This window comes from Aggregatibacter segnis ATCC 33393, from assembly GCF_000185305.1.
Lineage (GTDB): Bacteria > Pseudomonadota > Gammaproteobacteria > Enterobacterales > Pasteurellaceae > Aggregatibacter > Aggregatibacter segnis.
In genome coordinates this window covers 368,946-385,337 of record NZ_GL622200.1, presented here as the reverse complement: position 1 = coordinate 385,337, position 16,392 = coordinate 368,946, and the positions used below count along the sequence as shown (strand labels likewise).

Annotated in this window: 17 protein-coding genes; all 17 read right to left on the bottom strand. The window is 42.4% G+C overall.

What is annotated here, in order from left to right; genetic code table 11:
• Positions 1 to 231: 231 nt before the first annotated feature.
• Positions 232 to 1,434 carry a BaiN/RdsA family NAD(P)/FAD-dependent oxidoreductase gene (locus HMPREF9064_RS07425; protein ID WP_006717164.1) on the bottom strand — a complete coding sequence of 401 codons (1,203 nt, stop codon included), beginning with the start codon at positions 1,432 to 1,434 and terminating at the stop codon, positions 232 to 234.
• Positions 1,431 to 2,480 carry a heme lyase NrfEFG subunit NrfF gene (gene nrfF / locus HMPREF9064_RS07430; protein ID WP_006717162.1) on the bottom strand — a complete coding sequence of 350 codons (1,050 nt, stop codon included), beginning with the start codon at positions 2,478 to 2,480 and terminating at the stop codon, positions 1,431 to 1,433. The genes HMPREF9064_RS07425 and nrfF overlap by 4 nt, the downstream gene beginning before the upstream one ends.
• Positions 2,477 to 3,007, bottom strand: a complete 531-nt coding sequence (locus HMPREF9064_RS07435) for a DsbE family thiol:disulfide interchange protein (protein WP_006717160.1) — start codon at positions 3,005 to 3,007, stop codon at positions 2,477 to 2,479. Before HMPREF9064_RS07435 ends, nrfF begins: the two co-directional genes overlap by 4 nt.
• On the bottom strand, positions 3,000 to 4,910 hold the full coding sequence (nrfE, locus tag HMPREF9064_RS07440) for a heme lyase NrfEFG subunit NrfE (protein ID WP_006717158.1): 1,911 nt from the start codon (positions 4,908 to 4,910) through the stop codon (positions 3,000 to 3,002). The genes HMPREF9064_RS07435 and nrfE overlap by 8 nt, the downstream gene beginning before the upstream one ends.
• Positions 4,911 to 5,264: 354 nt before the next feature.
• Positions 5,265 to 6,230 (bottom strand): cytochrome c nitrite reductase subunit NrfD, encoded by a 966-nt coding sequence (gene nrfD, locus HMPREF9064_RS07445; protein WP_006717157.1) that lies wholly within the window; start codon positions 6,228 to 6,230, stop codon positions 5,265 to 5,267.
• Positions 6,227 to 6,904 carry a cytochrome c nitrite reductase Fe-S protein gene (gene nrfC, locus HMPREF9064_RS07450; RefSeq protein ID WP_005695543.1) on the bottom strand — a complete coding sequence of 226 codons (678 nt, stop codon included), beginning with the start codon at positions 6,902 to 6,904 and terminating at the stop codon, positions 6,227 to 6,229. The genes nrfD and nrfC overlap by 4 nt, the downstream gene beginning before the upstream one ends.
• Positions 6,904 to 7,569 carry a cytochrome c nitrite reductase pentaheme subunit gene (gene nrfB, locus HMPREF9064_RS07455; RefSeq protein WP_006717150.1) on the bottom strand — a complete coding sequence of 222 codons (666 nt, stop codon included), beginning with the start codon at positions 7,567 to 7,569 and terminating at the stop codon, positions 6,904 to 6,906. Before nrfB ends, nrfC begins: the two co-directional genes overlap by 1 nt.
• A gap of 72 nt (positions 7,570 to 7,641) precedes the next feature.
• Positions 7,642 to 9,165 (bottom strand): ammonia-forming nitrite reductase cytochrome c552 subunit, encoded by a 1,524-nt coding sequence (nrfA, locus tag HMPREF9064_RS07460; protein ID WP_169308657.1) that lies wholly within the window; start codon positions 9,163 to 9,165, stop codon positions 7,642 to 7,644.
• Positions 9,166 to 9,642: 477 nt separating this feature from the next.
• Positions 9,643 to 10,563, bottom strand: a complete 921-nt coding sequence (ccmI, locus tag HMPREF9064_RS07465) for a c-type cytochrome biogenesis protein CcmI (protein ID WP_006717147.1) — start codon at positions 10,561 to 10,563, stop codon at positions 9,643 to 9,645.
• Complete coding sequence (locus tag HMPREF9064_RS07470; RefSeq protein WP_006717146.1) at positions 10,560 to 11,042, bottom strand: cytochrome c-type biogenesis protein; 483 nt, start codon at positions 11,040 to 11,042, stop codon at positions 10,560 to 10,562. Before HMPREF9064_RS07470 ends, ccmI begins: the two co-directional genes overlap by 4 nt.
• Positions 11,042 to 11,590 (bottom strand): DsbE family thiol:disulfide interchange protein, encoded by a 549-nt coding sequence (locus tag HMPREF9064_RS07475; RefSeq protein WP_006717144.1) that lies wholly within the window; start codon positions 11,588 to 11,590, stop codon positions 11,042 to 11,044. The genes HMPREF9064_RS07470 and HMPREF9064_RS07475 overlap by 1 nt, the downstream gene beginning before the upstream one ends.
• Before the next feature lie 29 nt (positions 11,591 to 11,619).
• Positions 11,620 to 13,578 carry a heme lyase CcmF/NrfE family subunit gene (locus tag HMPREF9064_RS07480; protein WP_006717140.1) on the bottom strand — a complete coding sequence of 653 codons (1,959 nt, stop codon included), beginning with the start codon at positions 13,576 to 13,578 and terminating at the stop codon, positions 11,620 to 11,622.
• On the bottom strand, positions 13,578 to 14,096 hold the full coding sequence (gene ccmE, locus HMPREF9064_RS07485; RefSeq protein WP_006717138.1) for a cytochrome c maturation protein CcmE: 519 nt from the start codon (positions 14,094 to 14,096) through the stop codon (positions 13,578 to 13,580). The genes HMPREF9064_RS07480 and ccmE overlap by 1 nt, the downstream gene beginning before the upstream one ends.
• Positions 14,093 to 14,299, bottom strand: coding sequence for a heme exporter protein CcmD (gene ccmD, locus HMPREF9064_RS07490; protein ID WP_006717136.1), 207 nt, complete (start codon positions 14,297 to 14,299; stop codon positions 14,093 to 14,095). Before ccmD ends, ccmE begins: the two co-directional genes overlap by 4 nt.
• 17 nt (positions 14,300 to 14,316) lie before the next feature.
• Positions 14,317 to 15,054, bottom strand: coding sequence for a heme ABC transporter permease (locus HMPREF9064_RS07495; protein ID WP_006717134.1), 738 nt, complete (start codon positions 15,052 to 15,054; stop codon positions 14,317 to 14,319).
• Positions 15,055 to 15,064: 10 nt separating this feature from the next.
• On the bottom strand, positions 15,065 to 15,730 hold the full coding sequence (ccmB, locus tag HMPREF9064_RS07500; RefSeq protein ID WP_006717132.1) for a heme exporter protein CcmB: 666 nt from the start codon (positions 15,728 to 15,730) through the stop codon (positions 15,065 to 15,067).
• Positions 15,731 to 15,734: 4 nt separating this feature from the next.
• Positions 15,735 to 16,370, bottom strand: a complete 636-nt coding sequence (gene ccmA / locus HMPREF9064_RS07505) for a cytochrome c biogenesis heme-transporting ATPase CcmA (protein WP_032998087.1) — start codon at positions 16,368 to 16,370, stop codon at positions 15,735 to 15,737.
• Between the last annotated feature and the right edge of the window lie 22 nt (positions 16,371 to 16,392).

Sequence of the window (16,392 nt, the reverse complement as noted above, 5' to 3'; positions counted from 1 at the left end):
TTAAATTAGATTGGAAGTTAAACTTAACATAAATCCACCGAAGTGAACGAAAGCTATGCCAATGAATTTCAGGAAGAAGCTCAATGCAATCTAAGATTATTTTTGATGAGAGAAACTGAGGTGAAAATTTATCCATGAATAAACATTCAAACCTATTCAGAAACGCTGATGATGAATGTTACGAAATTCAAAAACATTGTTTTTTATGACCGTACTTGAAATGGCACAAGCTTATTCTGTTAATTTTGCCGCAATCCCCTGCGCACAAGCATAAGCGGAACTCCATGCCCACTGGAAGTTGTAGCCGCCAAGCCAGCCGGCAACGTCTAACACTTCCCCGATAAAATACAAGCCTTGTACTTTATTGCTTTCCATGGTTTTGGACGAAATTTCATGGGTATCCACGCCCCCCATAGTCACTTCTGCGGTGCGATACCCTTCCGTGCCATTCGGCACAAACTGCCAGTGGTGGATTAAATTCACCAAATTTTCTAACCGCACTTTACTTAATTGGGCAATGGCTTCGTCTTGTATAAACCCCTGAGCAAGCCATAATTCTACCAATTTTTTGGGTAATAAACGGCTTAATACGGTTTTTAACTGTAATTTCGGTGAAGATTGGCGCAGTTCGTTTAAATGATGACGAATATCGTTATAAGGCAATAAATCAAGATGAATACTTTCACCCGGTTGCCAATAGTTGGAAATTTGCAAAATCGCCGGTCCGGATAAACCGCGATGAGTAAACAGCATTTGGTGGGTAAAGGTTTTGTGTTGATTGGTCGCAGCGACATCCAAGGAAATGCCGGATAACACGGCATAAAACTTATCGCACTCACGCCAAGTAAAAGGCACCAAACTTGCCCGTGGCGCAATCACACTAATGCCGAATTGCTCGGCAATTTGATAACCGAAAGGCGTCGCCCCTAAACCCGGCATAGACAAACCGCCCGTTGCGACAACTAAATGAGTGCAATACAACGTTTCGCCGTTTGCCACGACAGAAAATCCGTTTTCCGTTTTTGCCACAGCAGAAATGCTTTGTCTTAAGGCAATCTCTACGCCGTATTTTTTACATTCCGCCAGTAGCATATTGACGATATCTTCCGCACCGTTATCGCAAAACAACTGACCGAGCTCTTTTTCGTGATAAGGAATGTCGTACTCTGCCACTAAACCGATAAAATCCCATTGGGTAAAGCGTTTTAAGGCAGATTTCACAAAATGGGGATTTTGGCTGAGATAACGACCTGAAGAAAGTTCCATATTGGTGAAATTACAAAAACCACCGCCGGACATTAAAATTTTCCGTCCGACTTTTTTGCCGTTATCTAAAATTCTGACTTTGCCACCGCACTTTGCCAATTGCGACGCACAAAATAAGCCTGCCGCCCCGGCACCGATAATGAGTGTTTCAATGGCATGGTTGCTCACTGCAACTCTCCCTTTTGCATGAAACCGACCATTTTCATTTTCTGAATAGTGGCACGACGATCCACCGCGGAGTTACCTGAATCTAAGATTTGCTGCCAATAGTCAAGAGCGGTGGAATAATCACGTGTTTTTAAGGCTTCTGCCGCCAACAAAGATAACGCGGAGACTTCTTTTGAATCTTGCGCTAACGCCTCTGCCAAGAATTGTTGCACCTGTGGCGTAATCTGTTGATGTGCCTGGAGATACAATGCCATGGCCATCAAGCCTTGCGTCGTCGGCTTACGACCGTCAATTCTTTCGGCATTGCCATAACAAACAAGGGCGCTGTCAAAATCGTTATTCTGCATATAGGCGTCACCCAGCTTAATCCAATTTTCCGCGCTATTCGGATCTTGACGTAATTTATCCTGAATTTTGCCGATAATCGCCTCGGTTTTATTTTCTTCCGGCGTTTCGAGTTGCTGATTATGTTGTGTAATTTGTTCCTGCTCACCTTGCTGTGCGCGGGAAAAACGTTCCAAAGAAAAATAATAGGCTAAAGGAATAACAAGCAATAAAGCGAAAACCAGGAGCGTCGATTTAAGCTCAAATTTGACCGCACTTTTCTCTTTTAAGGATTGAAAGCGCGGTCGATTTTCCGCCTGTTTTTCCGGTTCAAGCGGTGATGAACTGCGACTGGAATACCAAATCAACCCAAATGCTGCGAGCAACAAGCCTATCGGCAATAACCAAAGCAATGCGGTATTCCATTGGAACGGTGGCTTATAATTGACGAAGTTACCGAAACGCGATGTCATGGAATCAATAATTTGCTGATTGGTTTTACCTTCATTCACCATGTTATACACCTCGATGCGCAAATCGTAGGCAATCGGTGAATTAGACTCGACTAAATTCTGATTTTGACATTGTGGGCAACGTAAAGATTTCGCCAATTCCACGGCGCGAGTACGATCCGCCTGGTTATGAAATTCAAAGGTATCCACCATTTCAGCAATGGCATTGACACTGATCAATAAAAAAATTAACGCGAAAAATCGTTTCATGGTTGTAATAGCTGGTTAAGTTGAGGCACGAAAATTTTTTGCCAAGTTTCCCGATCTAATAAGCCGGAATGACGATAACGAATAATACCGTTGGCATCCACTAAATAGGTTTCCGGCGCGCCGTCTACACCAAGTTTTAACGCCAATTCACCACGGCTGTCATCAATGACTAAGGTGTAGGGATTGCCCATATGTTGCAGCATCGCAATGCCATTTTGCGGTTTGTCACGATAGTCCACGCCCACGATGGGAATCTCTTTTGCTAACTCAAGCAATAATGGGTGTTCTTGCTGACAATAACCGCACCAGCTTCCCCAAATATTGATCAAAAATGGGCGTTTCGGAAAATCTTTCGGGCTGAGTGTTTGACGATTATCCAATAAATTCGCCTGATAAAACTCAGGTACAGGCTTATCAATTAAAGCGGAGGCAATTTTTTTCGGGTCTTGATTCAATCCCGCCAACAATAAAAGGCATACGCCAAGTAACAATGCTAATGGCAGGAAGAAAATTACTTTTCTATTCATCACGTTTTCCTCTTCGCTTCGTCATCAGTACAGAACACAATGCACCAAATGCCATCAATACACCACCGAACCACAACCAACGAATCAACGGTTTGTAATGGAGTCTGAACGTAAATTCACCCTTGCCTAGCGGATCGCCCATAACAATATACAAATCGCCCCAAAAACCACCGGACAACCCTACTTCACTCATGGTCATAGTACGCACATCATAATAACGGCGTTCAGGCTGTAATTCGGCATACGGCTTGCCCTTTTCTGTCACGCTAAACGTTGCCACTTCAGCGGTAAAATTCGGGCCGATTTCATTGGAAAATCGTTCATAGTGAAAATTAAATGCGCCAAGTTGTTGGCTTTGTTGTGGAGATAAACGTACACCAATTTCACTACCGAAATAACTGCTCATGACGGCGCCCATCGTTGCAATGGCAACACCGCTATGAGCAAAAATCATCGCATAGTGAGAAAGAGCTAACTTACGCCAGTTTTGCCATAATGTTGCCAATAATAACCAAATCGCTAAGGTTAGTAGAAAATAGGCTGTCCATTTAAACTGTAACGCAGCGTCATTTTGCATAAAGTGGTGAATGACCAAATAGGAAAGCAACAACGACGGCAACAATAACACGGCACGGTTTAATAAAATGCGTTTATCTGCTTTTTCCCAATGCAAGCCGAGCGAAATCACCATGGCAATTAACACTAACGCAATCAGCGGAAGGAAAATACTGTTGAAGTAAGGCGCACCAACAGAAATAGAGCCCCAATTCATGGCTTGGAATAGCATTGGATAGAAAGTGCCGAGAAACGTGCTGACGGTAGCGATGCTCAATAAAACATTCAAAAAAAGCACCGCACTTTCTTTAGAAAGTAACTTTAATTTCACAGATTGTTGCTGCATATTCGCTTTGAAAGCAAACAAACCGAGCGCCCCAACAGTCAACAGGAAGAAAATCACAAGCAATGCAGTGCCTCGCTGGCTATCGACTGCAAAAGCATGTACGGAAGTTAATGCTCCTGAGCGCACAATGAAAGTACCGAGTACACTGAGTGCGAAAGCTAAAAGCGAGAAAAGCGTCGTCCAATAATTAAAAATACCTCGTTTTTCACTCACGATCAGACTATGCAGTAAAGCCAAACCTAATAACCAAGGCATTAATGACGCGTTTTCTACCGGATCCCAGAACCACCAGCCGCCCCAACCTAGTTCGTAATACGCCCACCATGCGCCCAGCACGATGCCTAACGTTAAAAACAACCAAGAGACCAATACCCAAACCCGCATCACGCGGGCAATTTGGCTTTCTAAATGTTGATGCAATAATGCAGTAATACTCAACGCAAAATTCACTGCAAAGCCGACATAACCGAGATACAACAACGGCGGATGAAAAATCAGCCCCACATCCTGCAACATCGGATTCAAATCGCGGCCTTCCAATGGTGCGGGAAATATGCGTCCATATGGATTGGAGAAAAAAACGATAAAGACGGCAAAACTAAAACAAATTAAGCCTAGAATCACCAAACTCTGCGCCACAAAAGTGCGGTCATTTTTTCGATTAAATAATGCAAACAGCACAACCCAAACTGAAAGTGAAAATAACCAAAACAACATCGAGCCTTCATGCCCGCCCCAAGTCGCCGCGATTTTAAAGAAAGTCGGCAATTGAGAATTCGAATGGGCCGCGACATATTCCAAGGTAAAATCATCGGCCGCAAAGGAATACGCTAAAATGGAAATGGCGACTAACGTAAATAAGCCGAAGCAATAGCTTAATCCCCAAGCTAATTGGGTTAATGCGGGCTTACGCAACCAAAGCCCAAGTTGTGGAACAACGGCGAGCAACAACGCGCTCATCGTAGCAAGAAGAAGAGAAAGAAAGCCTAGTTCGGAGAGCATAAAATAATCTCGTGTTTTAGATTGTCATGTTGGTTTTGTGGATGATCACTTCAGGTTTCGCCTGCATTTTATACTGCCTCTTTAATAAAGAAGAGGTTAGGAGGAGATTTTAACGATATTAAACAACCCATAAGGTTGAAATCACTTCTGCCAAATCTCCCCTTCCCCTCTTTGCTAAAGAGGGGAAAGTTAGATAAAAACGTTTAAAATTTTAACCGCACTTTACTCGTAGAAAAAACAAATCAGATTTCCTTCTTTGAGCCGTCTTTCTTTTTTATTTTTATTTGCCAAAGAAAATAACGCCAAACAAAAAGGCGTATTTTACTACGCCTTTTGATACAAACAAAAACCTTATCATGCGGTGGTAAGCTGTCCTGCGTACAAGATAAAGTAACGCAAGCATAACACCCCGATCAAGTCGAAAATCGACACTAGGATGATAAAGTTCTTGTTGAATTTCCAACGATCGCTAACAAACATATTGGCAATCAACGGAATTAAGATACCGATAAAGAATACCCCAATCCAGAAGACTGCGCCCCAGAAGCCGGATAACGCATTATGTAACGCCACCACCTTTTGTCCGCCACCGAAGTAGAGTCCAACGAAGAAACATACTAATAAACCAAACTCGGTAACCATAATCGGCACTTCAAATTTATGAATGAAGTGAGATTCATGGGAATCACCTTTTAATTTACCTGCAATAAGGATAAATAAGAAGGTGGCTGCGATACCTGATGATGTACCTGAGGCTAGGAATAGCGCCGGTAATACCGGGTTATTCAGCATCGGGTAGCTAATCAACGCGGAAAGTAAGAAGCCGGTATAAGCCCCTAACACGGCAGCTAAAACGAATAGGATAACTTCACATGGACCAACCACGCGTTCAATTGCATTAATCCATTTCACTAAGAAACCCAGTTTTGGCATGAAACGATTAATCAAGGCAGCGATCTCATCTTTAAAAATCACTGCACACCATAACACGAGGAAGAGCATATACACTTGGAATAACATTACCCCCATAGACATTACAGAGTTGAATTGATAGTTAAACATCAATTTCCAGAATGTCCAAGGACGTGCCAAGTGGAAAATTAACAGGGTTAAACCAATTAATGTTGGCACAGAACCTAAAACGGCGGCCGCTCGGATAATCCAGTTTTTGCTAGGATTTTCTAATTTGTGACTACGTTTATAAGCAATCGCTAATTGTACCGCACCGGAAGAAATACCAAGTAAGAATAAATAGATAGCGATTGTTGAATCCCACACCAAATTAGGTGTATGAAACGGAACAGGATAATCTAATGTCATCTTCTTGGCTCCCCGTGTTGGAATGGAATATGGTAAAGATTTGGTTGCGTACCTAATTCCACTTTAGTGCGATAAACCGGATTTTCTTTCACTTTGCGGGAAACTGCACTGCTTGGATCATTCATATCGCCAAAGGTTAATGCCTTGGTTGGACAAGCTTCTACACAAGCAGGTTGTTTGCCAGCTGCTAAGTTTGTATCGCGACAGAAGTTACATTTATCCGCAGTACGGTGTACCGGGTGAATGAAACGTACGCGGTAAGGACAAACTGCAACACAGTATTGGCAACCTACACAAAGATCTTTATGCACATCTACGATACCTGTTTCAGGATCAATAAATGATGCACCGGTCGGACAAACTGCCACACAAGGGGCGTTTGTACAGTGTTGGCAAGATTGACGGAAAAACTCGTATTCTTGATTTGGGAATTCGCCATAAGGTTCACTACGAAGAATTTCCAAACGTGAAACGCCTTCAGGAACGTGGTTTGTTTCACGACAAGCATCCATACAAGCGGTACAGCCGATACAAGCTGTTTCGTCGTGTACCATTGCATAGCGTTTCGGTTTATCCGCCTTTTCCTCTTTCGCTAAAGAGGTCACTGATGTTCCCGTCATAAGGATTAATGCCCCCATGCCGGAAACAAAGTTTCGGCGTGAACAAGCTGTCATTATTTATCCTTTTGTTCGGTTGATTGCGTTTGTGATTGTGCTTCTTTTGCCGCTTTGCGTTTTTGTTGTTCGCCGTGGCAATCTACACAAAGTTTCACACGATTTTTCGGTTGAATACCTTTCATCGCATCATCTTTCGGGTGTAATGTATGGCAGCTTGCACAAGGCAATTTCATTGCGTGAACATCGTGCGCCCAAAGTTTTTCACGAAGTTTTGCCGGTTGGTGACAAGCAAAACAAACTTGGTTTTGTTCTTGTGCGCTATACATCGGTTTTTTATCACCAAAGATATCGCCATCAAAACGCATCACATCTTTTGCACCACGACGGTGATCTTCCGAAATATTACCGTGACAGTTTACACAGTTAATCGGTTTACCCGTGTTAGGACTTTTTTGATTTAAGTGTGCGCCGTGGAATTTACCGAAATGTAATTCACCACCGGATTGATCTAAAGTTTGACTTTTATCGGCTTTATCAAATTTATGACATTTTGCACAATATTGGTTCGGATCACGTTGGTTATCCAATTGTGGCTCATAAGTGAGTTGAGAGGCAGGTGTTTTTGCCATCTCTTCCGCACTTGTAGTCATTGGCATTGCCGCAAGCATTGCAAGCAATGCAAGGGATTTTGCCGATTTACTGATTAAAGAAGTTAAATTCATTCTGATTACCTCAAATATAGGGTTAAAAATGGCCGCACTTCGACACTTTAGTTACAAAGTGCGGTTCTTTTTTTATTGTTTTGTTGCGGTATCTTCAGCTAATTTGCCATTGGATTTCGCTTCTTTTACCCATTGAGGTACAACAGTTTCTAAGAATTCTTTTTTCGCTTTACGTTCTTTCTCGATATCAATACCCATTACTTTCCATGCTTTATCAGCTGTAGAAATATCTGGTACTTCAACTGGAGTTTTCACGCCATGTTTAGTTAAGATTGCTGCAAGTTTAGCGCGTGCATCTGCTGCTTTGTCTATGCCTGAACCTAATACGCGAAGCATTACATCAGGTGCGTGCATGTGACCACCGTGGCTTGCTGCTGCGTAGTCCCAACGCCATTGAGCGTGACGGATATCCATTAAAACAGGTTCCATTTCTTCTTTAGTTGCACCTGCATCCCATGCCGCTTTCGCTTCAAAGTGAGCACGAACGACTTGATCTTCTAAACGACCCATTACATCTTTCACTTCTTTTTTACGTGAAGCAACGATGTCTTTAAGTTTTTCTTTGCTTTGATCGTGACAGTTTGCACAGGTGGTATCAAATGCATCGAATGGGTTTTGGATTTGGTGGTCGGTGTAAACTTTACCGTCTTTACCTTGTACTTTAGGCATGTGACAGTCGATACAAGTTACGCCGTTTTTACCGTGCATACCTAAAGACCAAATTTCAAAGTCAGGGTGTTGTGCTTTTAACATTGGTGCTTTAGAAAGAGAGTGCGTCCAGTCGGTGAAACCGATGTCATCGTAGTATTTTTCGATATCATCAACAGTTTGACCGTTATCCCATGGGAAGGTCACTTGTTTTAAGTCGCCCGCGAAGTAGTATTCAACGTGACAGTTTGCACAGATTTCAGCACGTTTTTCAGTGCGAGCAGCTGTGTTAAAGCTTAAGTTAGTTTGTTCTTTACCTTCAGCTTTTGCTTTTGCTTGAAGTGCATTATTTAAGTGATCTAATGCACGAAGAACGTGTGGACGAGCAATACGTAATGCAGGTTTGCCTTCAGCAAAGTCTTTTGATGTGGTGTCGTGACAGTCAGCACAACCGATTGAGTTCACCACTTCTGCACCACCTTTAGCCCATTTACCACTAAAGTAGCCATCTTCACCCCATTCCGCGATTAAACGTGGAACGTCCGGACCTTTACAAGTCCAACATGCCATTGGTTGTGGGCCATCAGTCGTAGTTTTTGGTGCGCCGGTACGTAAAATATCACGTACGTCTTTCACTGCATAAACGTGACCACGCGGCGCGTTATATTCTTTCGCGAAAGCATAACCGCCCCATAACACGATCAAACGAGGGTCTTGTTCATCTGCATAGATGATTTTGTCGCCTTTTTCAGTCGCTTTCCAAGACTCAAATTGTTTAGGGTATTTTTCAGCAAATTTCTCATTTACTGCTTCAATTTTTAGGTTCGGATTAGGTGCTTCAACAGGTTGCTCAACCGGTTTGTACACCAATTCCGCCATCGCCGAATTACATACGCCGAAAGCTGCAAAAGAAGCTGCTACGAGTAGGCTTTTTCTCAATGCGTTCACGATAATCACTCCAATAAGGTTATAAAATGGCTTCTACTAGAATTAATAGAAGGTTACAAAAACATCTGTTATCAGCTCATTACTAATGAGAATTTTTATCATTAATAACAATATGATAGAAGACATAAACGACTTAAAATCAGCGGTAAAATAGCGAAATAATCATAATTTTTCTATGGATATTTGCAGTTTTCTTGCTCTTGATCAATTTTTAAAATCTAGGACTTGATTTTGTTTATTTTTGTAGCATCATTATCGATATATCCAAACCTCAAAAATACCTATTCATAGGTATTTAATCAAATACCCACTCTAAAACCGTCAATTTACATGTAACCATAAAGAGGTATTAGATTTAATACCCTATGCTACATTTACTTGAACGAAACAAAAAGGCTAAATTCCGAAAAGAATTTAGCCTTTTAAAAAATAAGTGCGGTCAAAAACAGCGCTATTTTTTCTAAAAATTAAATCAATTTAATTTTCCTTATTTGGTATCACCTGCTGATGTTTCTCTTGTTCTTGACCTTCTAATGCATCACGCGCAGAACGAATGCTACGCTCAATAATTGGCGCTCTAGGGTCATCTTTCGGTAACAGTTTTAACATCATTGCCCATGTGACGGCTGCCATTTTGTAATCTTCCGTTTCAAAATAACTAAACGCCAGCAAACTTAAGGCTTCAATATTGCTGTGATCCTCACGAATCACTTCGCGTAATAAATTATTGCCTTTTAACTTGTCCGTCGTGTCTTCAGAAAACATTAAAACACGAGCATACCCGAGCTTATACTGGTTATTATCAGGTTCTAACTTATTCGCACGAGCAAAACTATCCAATGCCATTCTTGGTTGTTGCAAATTCATACCAAGTTGTCCCAATAACCACCAATTTTTCGCGTTGTTTGGGTTTTTCTGTAAATCAACTCGAAGTGCGGTCGCAAATTGTTGCATTTCTGCTTCATCTAGCGGGTTGGTGGTCTCACTTTTTATGCGCTCATAAAAGTACGGTAGTTTTTCTGCCGTTTTTTCTAACATGATTTCCGATTGCCAAGAACCCACTGCAAAATATGCGGCACCCGACAAAATTGCTAATGCTAAGAAACCGGAAACAAACCATAACTTGCCGTAATTTTTCTCACTGAGAAAAGTACTTTCAGCCTGCTGAGGAATATCTTCCAAAAGGGATTGTTGCAGCTCTAATTTAAGCTGTTTGGTATTTTCTAATAATCCTTGATTTTCATCTATTTCCAGCTCTTTTAAGCGCTCGAAATAAAAGGCTTTATTGAGATCATCGCGTTTTACTGACGTACTTTTTTTGGCTTTTAATAACAACGGGAAAAAACAAATTAACGCGGCAACCAACGTTAAGATGAGAATGCTTAACCATAAATTCATCTATCATTCTCCTTGTTTAATAAAGTATTCAAACGGTTTTGTTGTTCTTCAGTTAACACATTAGTAGCACTTTCCGTTGCATGGCTCACTTGCTCACTTTGCGAACGTTTGCGACGGAAAAGTACCAAAACGCCAAGCAAAATGAAAAGAATCGGCGCACACCAAAGAATCATAGTAGCGGGAGTTAACGGCGGATCATAAGTGACAAAATTACCGTAGCGATCCACCATGTACTGCACAACATCTTGTTTAGATTTGCCTTCTTGCAATAACTCAAACACTTTGCCACGCATATCCACCGCGATCACTGCGTTGGAATCGGCAATGTTGTTATTCTGACATTGCGGACAGCGTAATTCCTGCGTTAACGCGTGATAATCATCTTCCTGTTGCGGTGAACTGAAATTCAATGCATCAATCGCTGCAGAAGCACTAACGCTAAACAAAAGTGCGGTAGAAAATAAAAGTGTTTTTATCATTACTCTTTCCCTCCGCCTAATTTTTGATAAATCGGCTGCAAGGTTTCCTGCCAAACTTTTTCGTTTACATCACCGGCATAGCGATAATGAATCACGCCATTGCCATCAACAATAAAGGTTTCCGGCGCGCCATACACCCCTAAATCTAAAGCAAAAGACCCTTTTTCATCTTTCAACACGACCTGATAAGGATTACCAAGATCCTTCAGCCATTTTATCGCTTTCGCGTTATTATCTTTATAGTCCAAACCAATGATCGTCACCCCTTGTTTCGCCAATTGGTTCAGATATTGGTGTTCGGCATAACAAGTAGGACACCAGGTCGCCCATACATTGAGTAAAACCGGTTTGCCTTGCTTAAACAAGGATTCATCATAGGTTTTCTCTGAAAGCAAATCCGGTAACGTTTTTGCCGGAACAGGTTTACCCACTAGCGCAGATTCTAATGTTTTCGGATCATCGCCTTGTGAATTGCGTTGCAACTGCACCAGAAATGCCATCGCTAAACCTAAAAAAATGATTAAAGGTAAATATAATTTTTTATTCATTATCAATACTCTATTACGCCAATGAAGATTTATTGCGCATTTTCACTGCTTAAAATTTTGCTAAAGCGATAACGACGGTCAAACATACACAATAAACCGCCCAGCGCCATAAACAACCCGCCTAGCCAAATCCAACGAATAAACGGTTTATAATATAAGCGTAATGCCCAGGCGTTATTCTCTAATTTTTCACCTAATGCCACATATAAATCACGGGTAAAGCCCCAGTCGATAGCCGCTTCAGTCATCGGCATTTTGCTTACGGTATAAAGACGTTTTTCAGCGAATAATGTCGCTTCGGTTTTACCATGATAGGTGATATCAATTTGTGCTTTTCCACCAATATAGTTAGGCCCGTTAGCATCGCTAATGCCCTTGAAGGTGAAATCATAGTCAGCAATTTGTACGGTATCTCCCACACTCATGCGGACATCACGTTCAACACTGTAGTTTTGGCTGAACGCAATTCCCCAAACGGTCATCGCCACCCCTAAATGCGCCAACACCATGCCCCAGTGGGAACGGGATAATTTTGTAACTCCTTTCAAGAAACTTTCCCGATGGGTAGCCCGTTGATGCATTTCATAAAGGCTAAGCAATACGATAATCACTGCCATCATGGTGCCTAACACAGCACTGACGGTAAGTTTGTCTTGCAATAAATAAGGCAGTGCAAAACCGGCAATCAGCATGATAATCAAACTCACAATCACCGGCGTGCGAATTGCAGAGAATTGGTCACGACGCCACTTCACAAGCGGACCAATACCTAACAGCAAAGCAAACGGTGTCATAATAATCAGGAACATTTGATCAAAGAACGGCGCACCAATAGAAATGGAGCCTAAGCCTAACTGTTTGTGTACGAGAGGCAACAATGTTCCCAACAATACGACACAAAGTGCGGTCATTAATAAAATATTATTTAACAACAACAGGCTTTCACGGGAATAACGCTCCGCATTATCACGTGAACGAATTTGGCTTCCTTTGTAAGCATACAAGGTCAGTGAGCCGCCAATCACCACGATTAAATAGACTAAGACATATAAACCACGGGTTGGGTCAGAGGCAAAGGCATGTACGGAAACCAAAATACCGGAACGCACCAAGAATGTGCCAAGCAAACACAAGGAGAACGCAGAAATTGCGAGTAACACCGTCCAGGCTTTAAAAGACCCACGTTTTTCCGTTACTGCTAAAGAGTGCAACAACGCGGTACCTGCCAACCAAGGCATGAAGGAGGCATTTTCTACCGGATCCCAGAACCACCAGCCGCCCCAGCCGAGTTCATAATATGCCCACCAAGAACCAAGCACGATACCAAGTGTTAAGAACACCCAAGCGGCCATCGTCCAAGGGCGCGACCAACGAGCCCAAGCGGTATCAAGTTTACCGGTCATCAAAGACGCGATGGCAAAAGCAAAGGCGACAGAAAAACCTACATATCCCATGTATAACAATGGCGGATGGAAAATCAACCCGACATCCTGCAATAACGGGTTAAGTTCTTTGCCGTCCACCGGAAATTCAGGGAAAGTACGGTTAAATGGATTGGAGGTAAATAACATGAAAAGTAAGAAACCAATGCTGATAATCCCCATGATACCAAGCACACGAGCGGTTGCTTCTTGTGGTAAGTGTTTACTAAACAATGCTACTGCTGCGCTCCACAAAGAGAGCAACCAAATCCATAATAACAATGATCCTTCATGGGAACCCCATACTGCAGACAAACGATAATAAATTGGCAATGTCGTGTTAGAGTTATTCACCACATATTGCACGCTGAAATCGTTAACAGCGAACAAATAAAATAAGGCGCCAAAAGAAAAAGTTAACACGACAAACAAACCATATGTCATTGGACGCGCTAAGGACATCATTTGTACACTTCCTTTTTCCGCCCCCCATAAAGGGAAAATCGCCAATAAAATGGCGATTGCTAAGCTTAGCGCTAAAGCATAATTTCCTAATTCTGCAATCATTACTGACCTTCTTTCATTTTTTCTTGACGATCGCGTTCACTCTCACCTTTCAGATCAGAAACACCCATCGGTTTATGTACTTTTTGCATTTGTTTTTCTAAATCCGGTGGCACGTAGTTTTCATCGTGTTTCGCCAACACTTCGCTTGCTTCTAACAAGGTTGGTTCTTTTAAAATACCTTGTGCAACAATGCCTTGACCTTCACGGAATAAATCGGGAAGAATCCCTTCATATTCAACACTGATAGATGGACCAATGTCGTTCAAATCGAAACGAACTTTTAAGCTTTTCGGATCACGTTCTACCGTACCGGCAACAACCATGCCACCGACACGAATACGTTGTCCAACTTCCGGTTTTTGATCAGCATCATCGTTTTTACCGTAAATCACTTCTGATGGTGTATAGAACAGATCGATATTTTGGCGTAACGCGTATAACACTAAAGCGGAAGCCACAGCCACACCTAACAGTACGAATAAGACCACGGATAAACGAGATTTACGTCTCGGGTTCATAGCGTATCTCCTTTTTGTTTCATTTGTTGTAAACGGGCTTCACGTTGTTGTTCACGTTTGATGGATTTTAGCACCGCACTTTTGCCTGCAAGACTCTGCACGATAAGCACCACAATCGCCAATAAGCTCAGACCATAAGAAAGCCACACATAAAAACCGTAGCCTCCCATATCCAGTAATTCACTCCAAGATTCAAAAAACATAATTCCCCCGGTTCAACCTAAAATTTTTCAGCCAATGCTTTTACCCATGGGCGTTTAGCATCTTCTTTCAATAATTCGTTGCGGTAACGTACCAACGTCAACCAAATAGATAACGTCATGAAACCAAAGATACATAAAATCAACGGCAGCAACATTGGTGTAGCAATAGATGGTCGTTCTAATTTTGTGATACTTGCACCTTGATGTAAGGTATTCCACCATTCCACCGAAAAGTGAATGATCGGCAAATTCACCACACCAACAAGGCACAAGACAGAAGCGGCTTTTGCACCGACATTGCGATCTTGAAAAGCGGAATACAATGCCAACACACCTAAATATAAGAAAAACAGAATTAACTCGGCAGTTAAGCGGGCATCCCATACCCACCAAGCACCCCACATTGGTTTTCCCCAAATCGCACCGGTCACCAACGCCAAGAAGGTAAATAATGCCCCAATAGGCGCCATGGCAATCATTGCCAATTGTGCCTGCTTAATTTGCCACACAAGTGCAACTAATGCCGCAACCGCCATGGAGCCATAAACCCCCATCGACCAAATTGCTGTCGGCACATGCACATACATGATGCGGAAGCTATTGCCCTGTTGATAATCCGCAGGCGCAAATGCGATACCCCACACGATACCAACACTCAATAACAGCGCGGTCAGGATTGCAAGATAAGGGCTGAACTTACCACATAATTGATATTGAGTTTCCGATTTTGCATAAGGATGCAACCACTTCCACATAAACTATCCTCTATTGATCTAAACTAATCCGTAATGCCGTTGCTATGGCAAAAGGAGATAATGTCACCACGGCGGCTAAAATCGCGCCAAGAATGGCCAATTGCCCGCCGTAAGGTAAATTTAATCCGGCGGCATCTAACACCGACGCGGAAAAAATAAGCACAGGAATAAACAGCGGGACAACCAACAAACTCAACAGCACACCGCCCTTACGCAGCCCCACCGTAAGCGCCACACCAATAGCACCGAGACAGCTCAATACCGGTGTGCCCAATAATAATGTCAGAACTAGCGCCCACCAAATTGATATTTCCAATGACAGCAATAATGCTGCAATAGGCGATAATAAAATTAACGGCAAGCCTGTTAGCAACCAATGCGCCAGCACTTTCGCCAACGCCGTTAATACCAACGGTTGAGACGTCAACATCACCTGTTCCAAAGAACCGTCAATAAAATCATCACGAAACAAACGCTCAAACGACAATAACGCTGACAACAACGCCGCCACCCAAGCCACACCGGGCGCGATACGAGAAAGCAGTTTCGGATCAGGCCCAATAACCAATGGAAACAAGGTAATCACGATAAGAAAAAACCACAACGGATTAAGAATCTCCGCCTGTTTGCGCATGGCAATTTGTAGTTCGCGTTTAATAATATTCCAAAAGATCATGCCATCACTCTGTACACTTAAACTGTTCTAAATTGATTTTTTTCAACCGAGCACTCGGCACTTCCTGATGGCTGGTTAATATTACAATACCGCCATTTTGTGCGTGTTGCTCAAAAAGTGCGGTCAAAACCGCCACTCCTTTTTTATCGATAGCGTTAAATGGCTCATCTAAAATCCATAACGGCGCTTTTGATAACCACAAACGAGCCAACGCAATACGTTTTTGCTGTCCGGCAGAAAGTTGTGCTGCAGGAATATCTTCTCGACCGAGCAAACCGACCGTTTGTAATACCTCCCACAACAAATCATCACCCTGATGGCAATGCCCGATTTGCTGATAAAAGCGCAAATTTTCCCAAGCAGTTAATTCAGGCTTAATGCCGCTCTGATGCCCTAAATACAACAAATCATAATGGAAAATTTCACGCTGTTTAGTAATCTCTTCAGAATTCCACCGCACTTTTCCTTCCAGTGGTGAAGCAAGGCCTGCAATAATGCGTAGCAAACTGGTTTTACCAATGCCGTTATGCCCTTCAATTTGCACGAAATCTCCCGCCTGAATTTGTAAATTCAAGTATTGGAAAAGGACTTTATCGCCACGTTGGCAAGCGAGATTTTCGAGAATTAATTGATTTACCATAACAGATTGTTTCACAGACTTA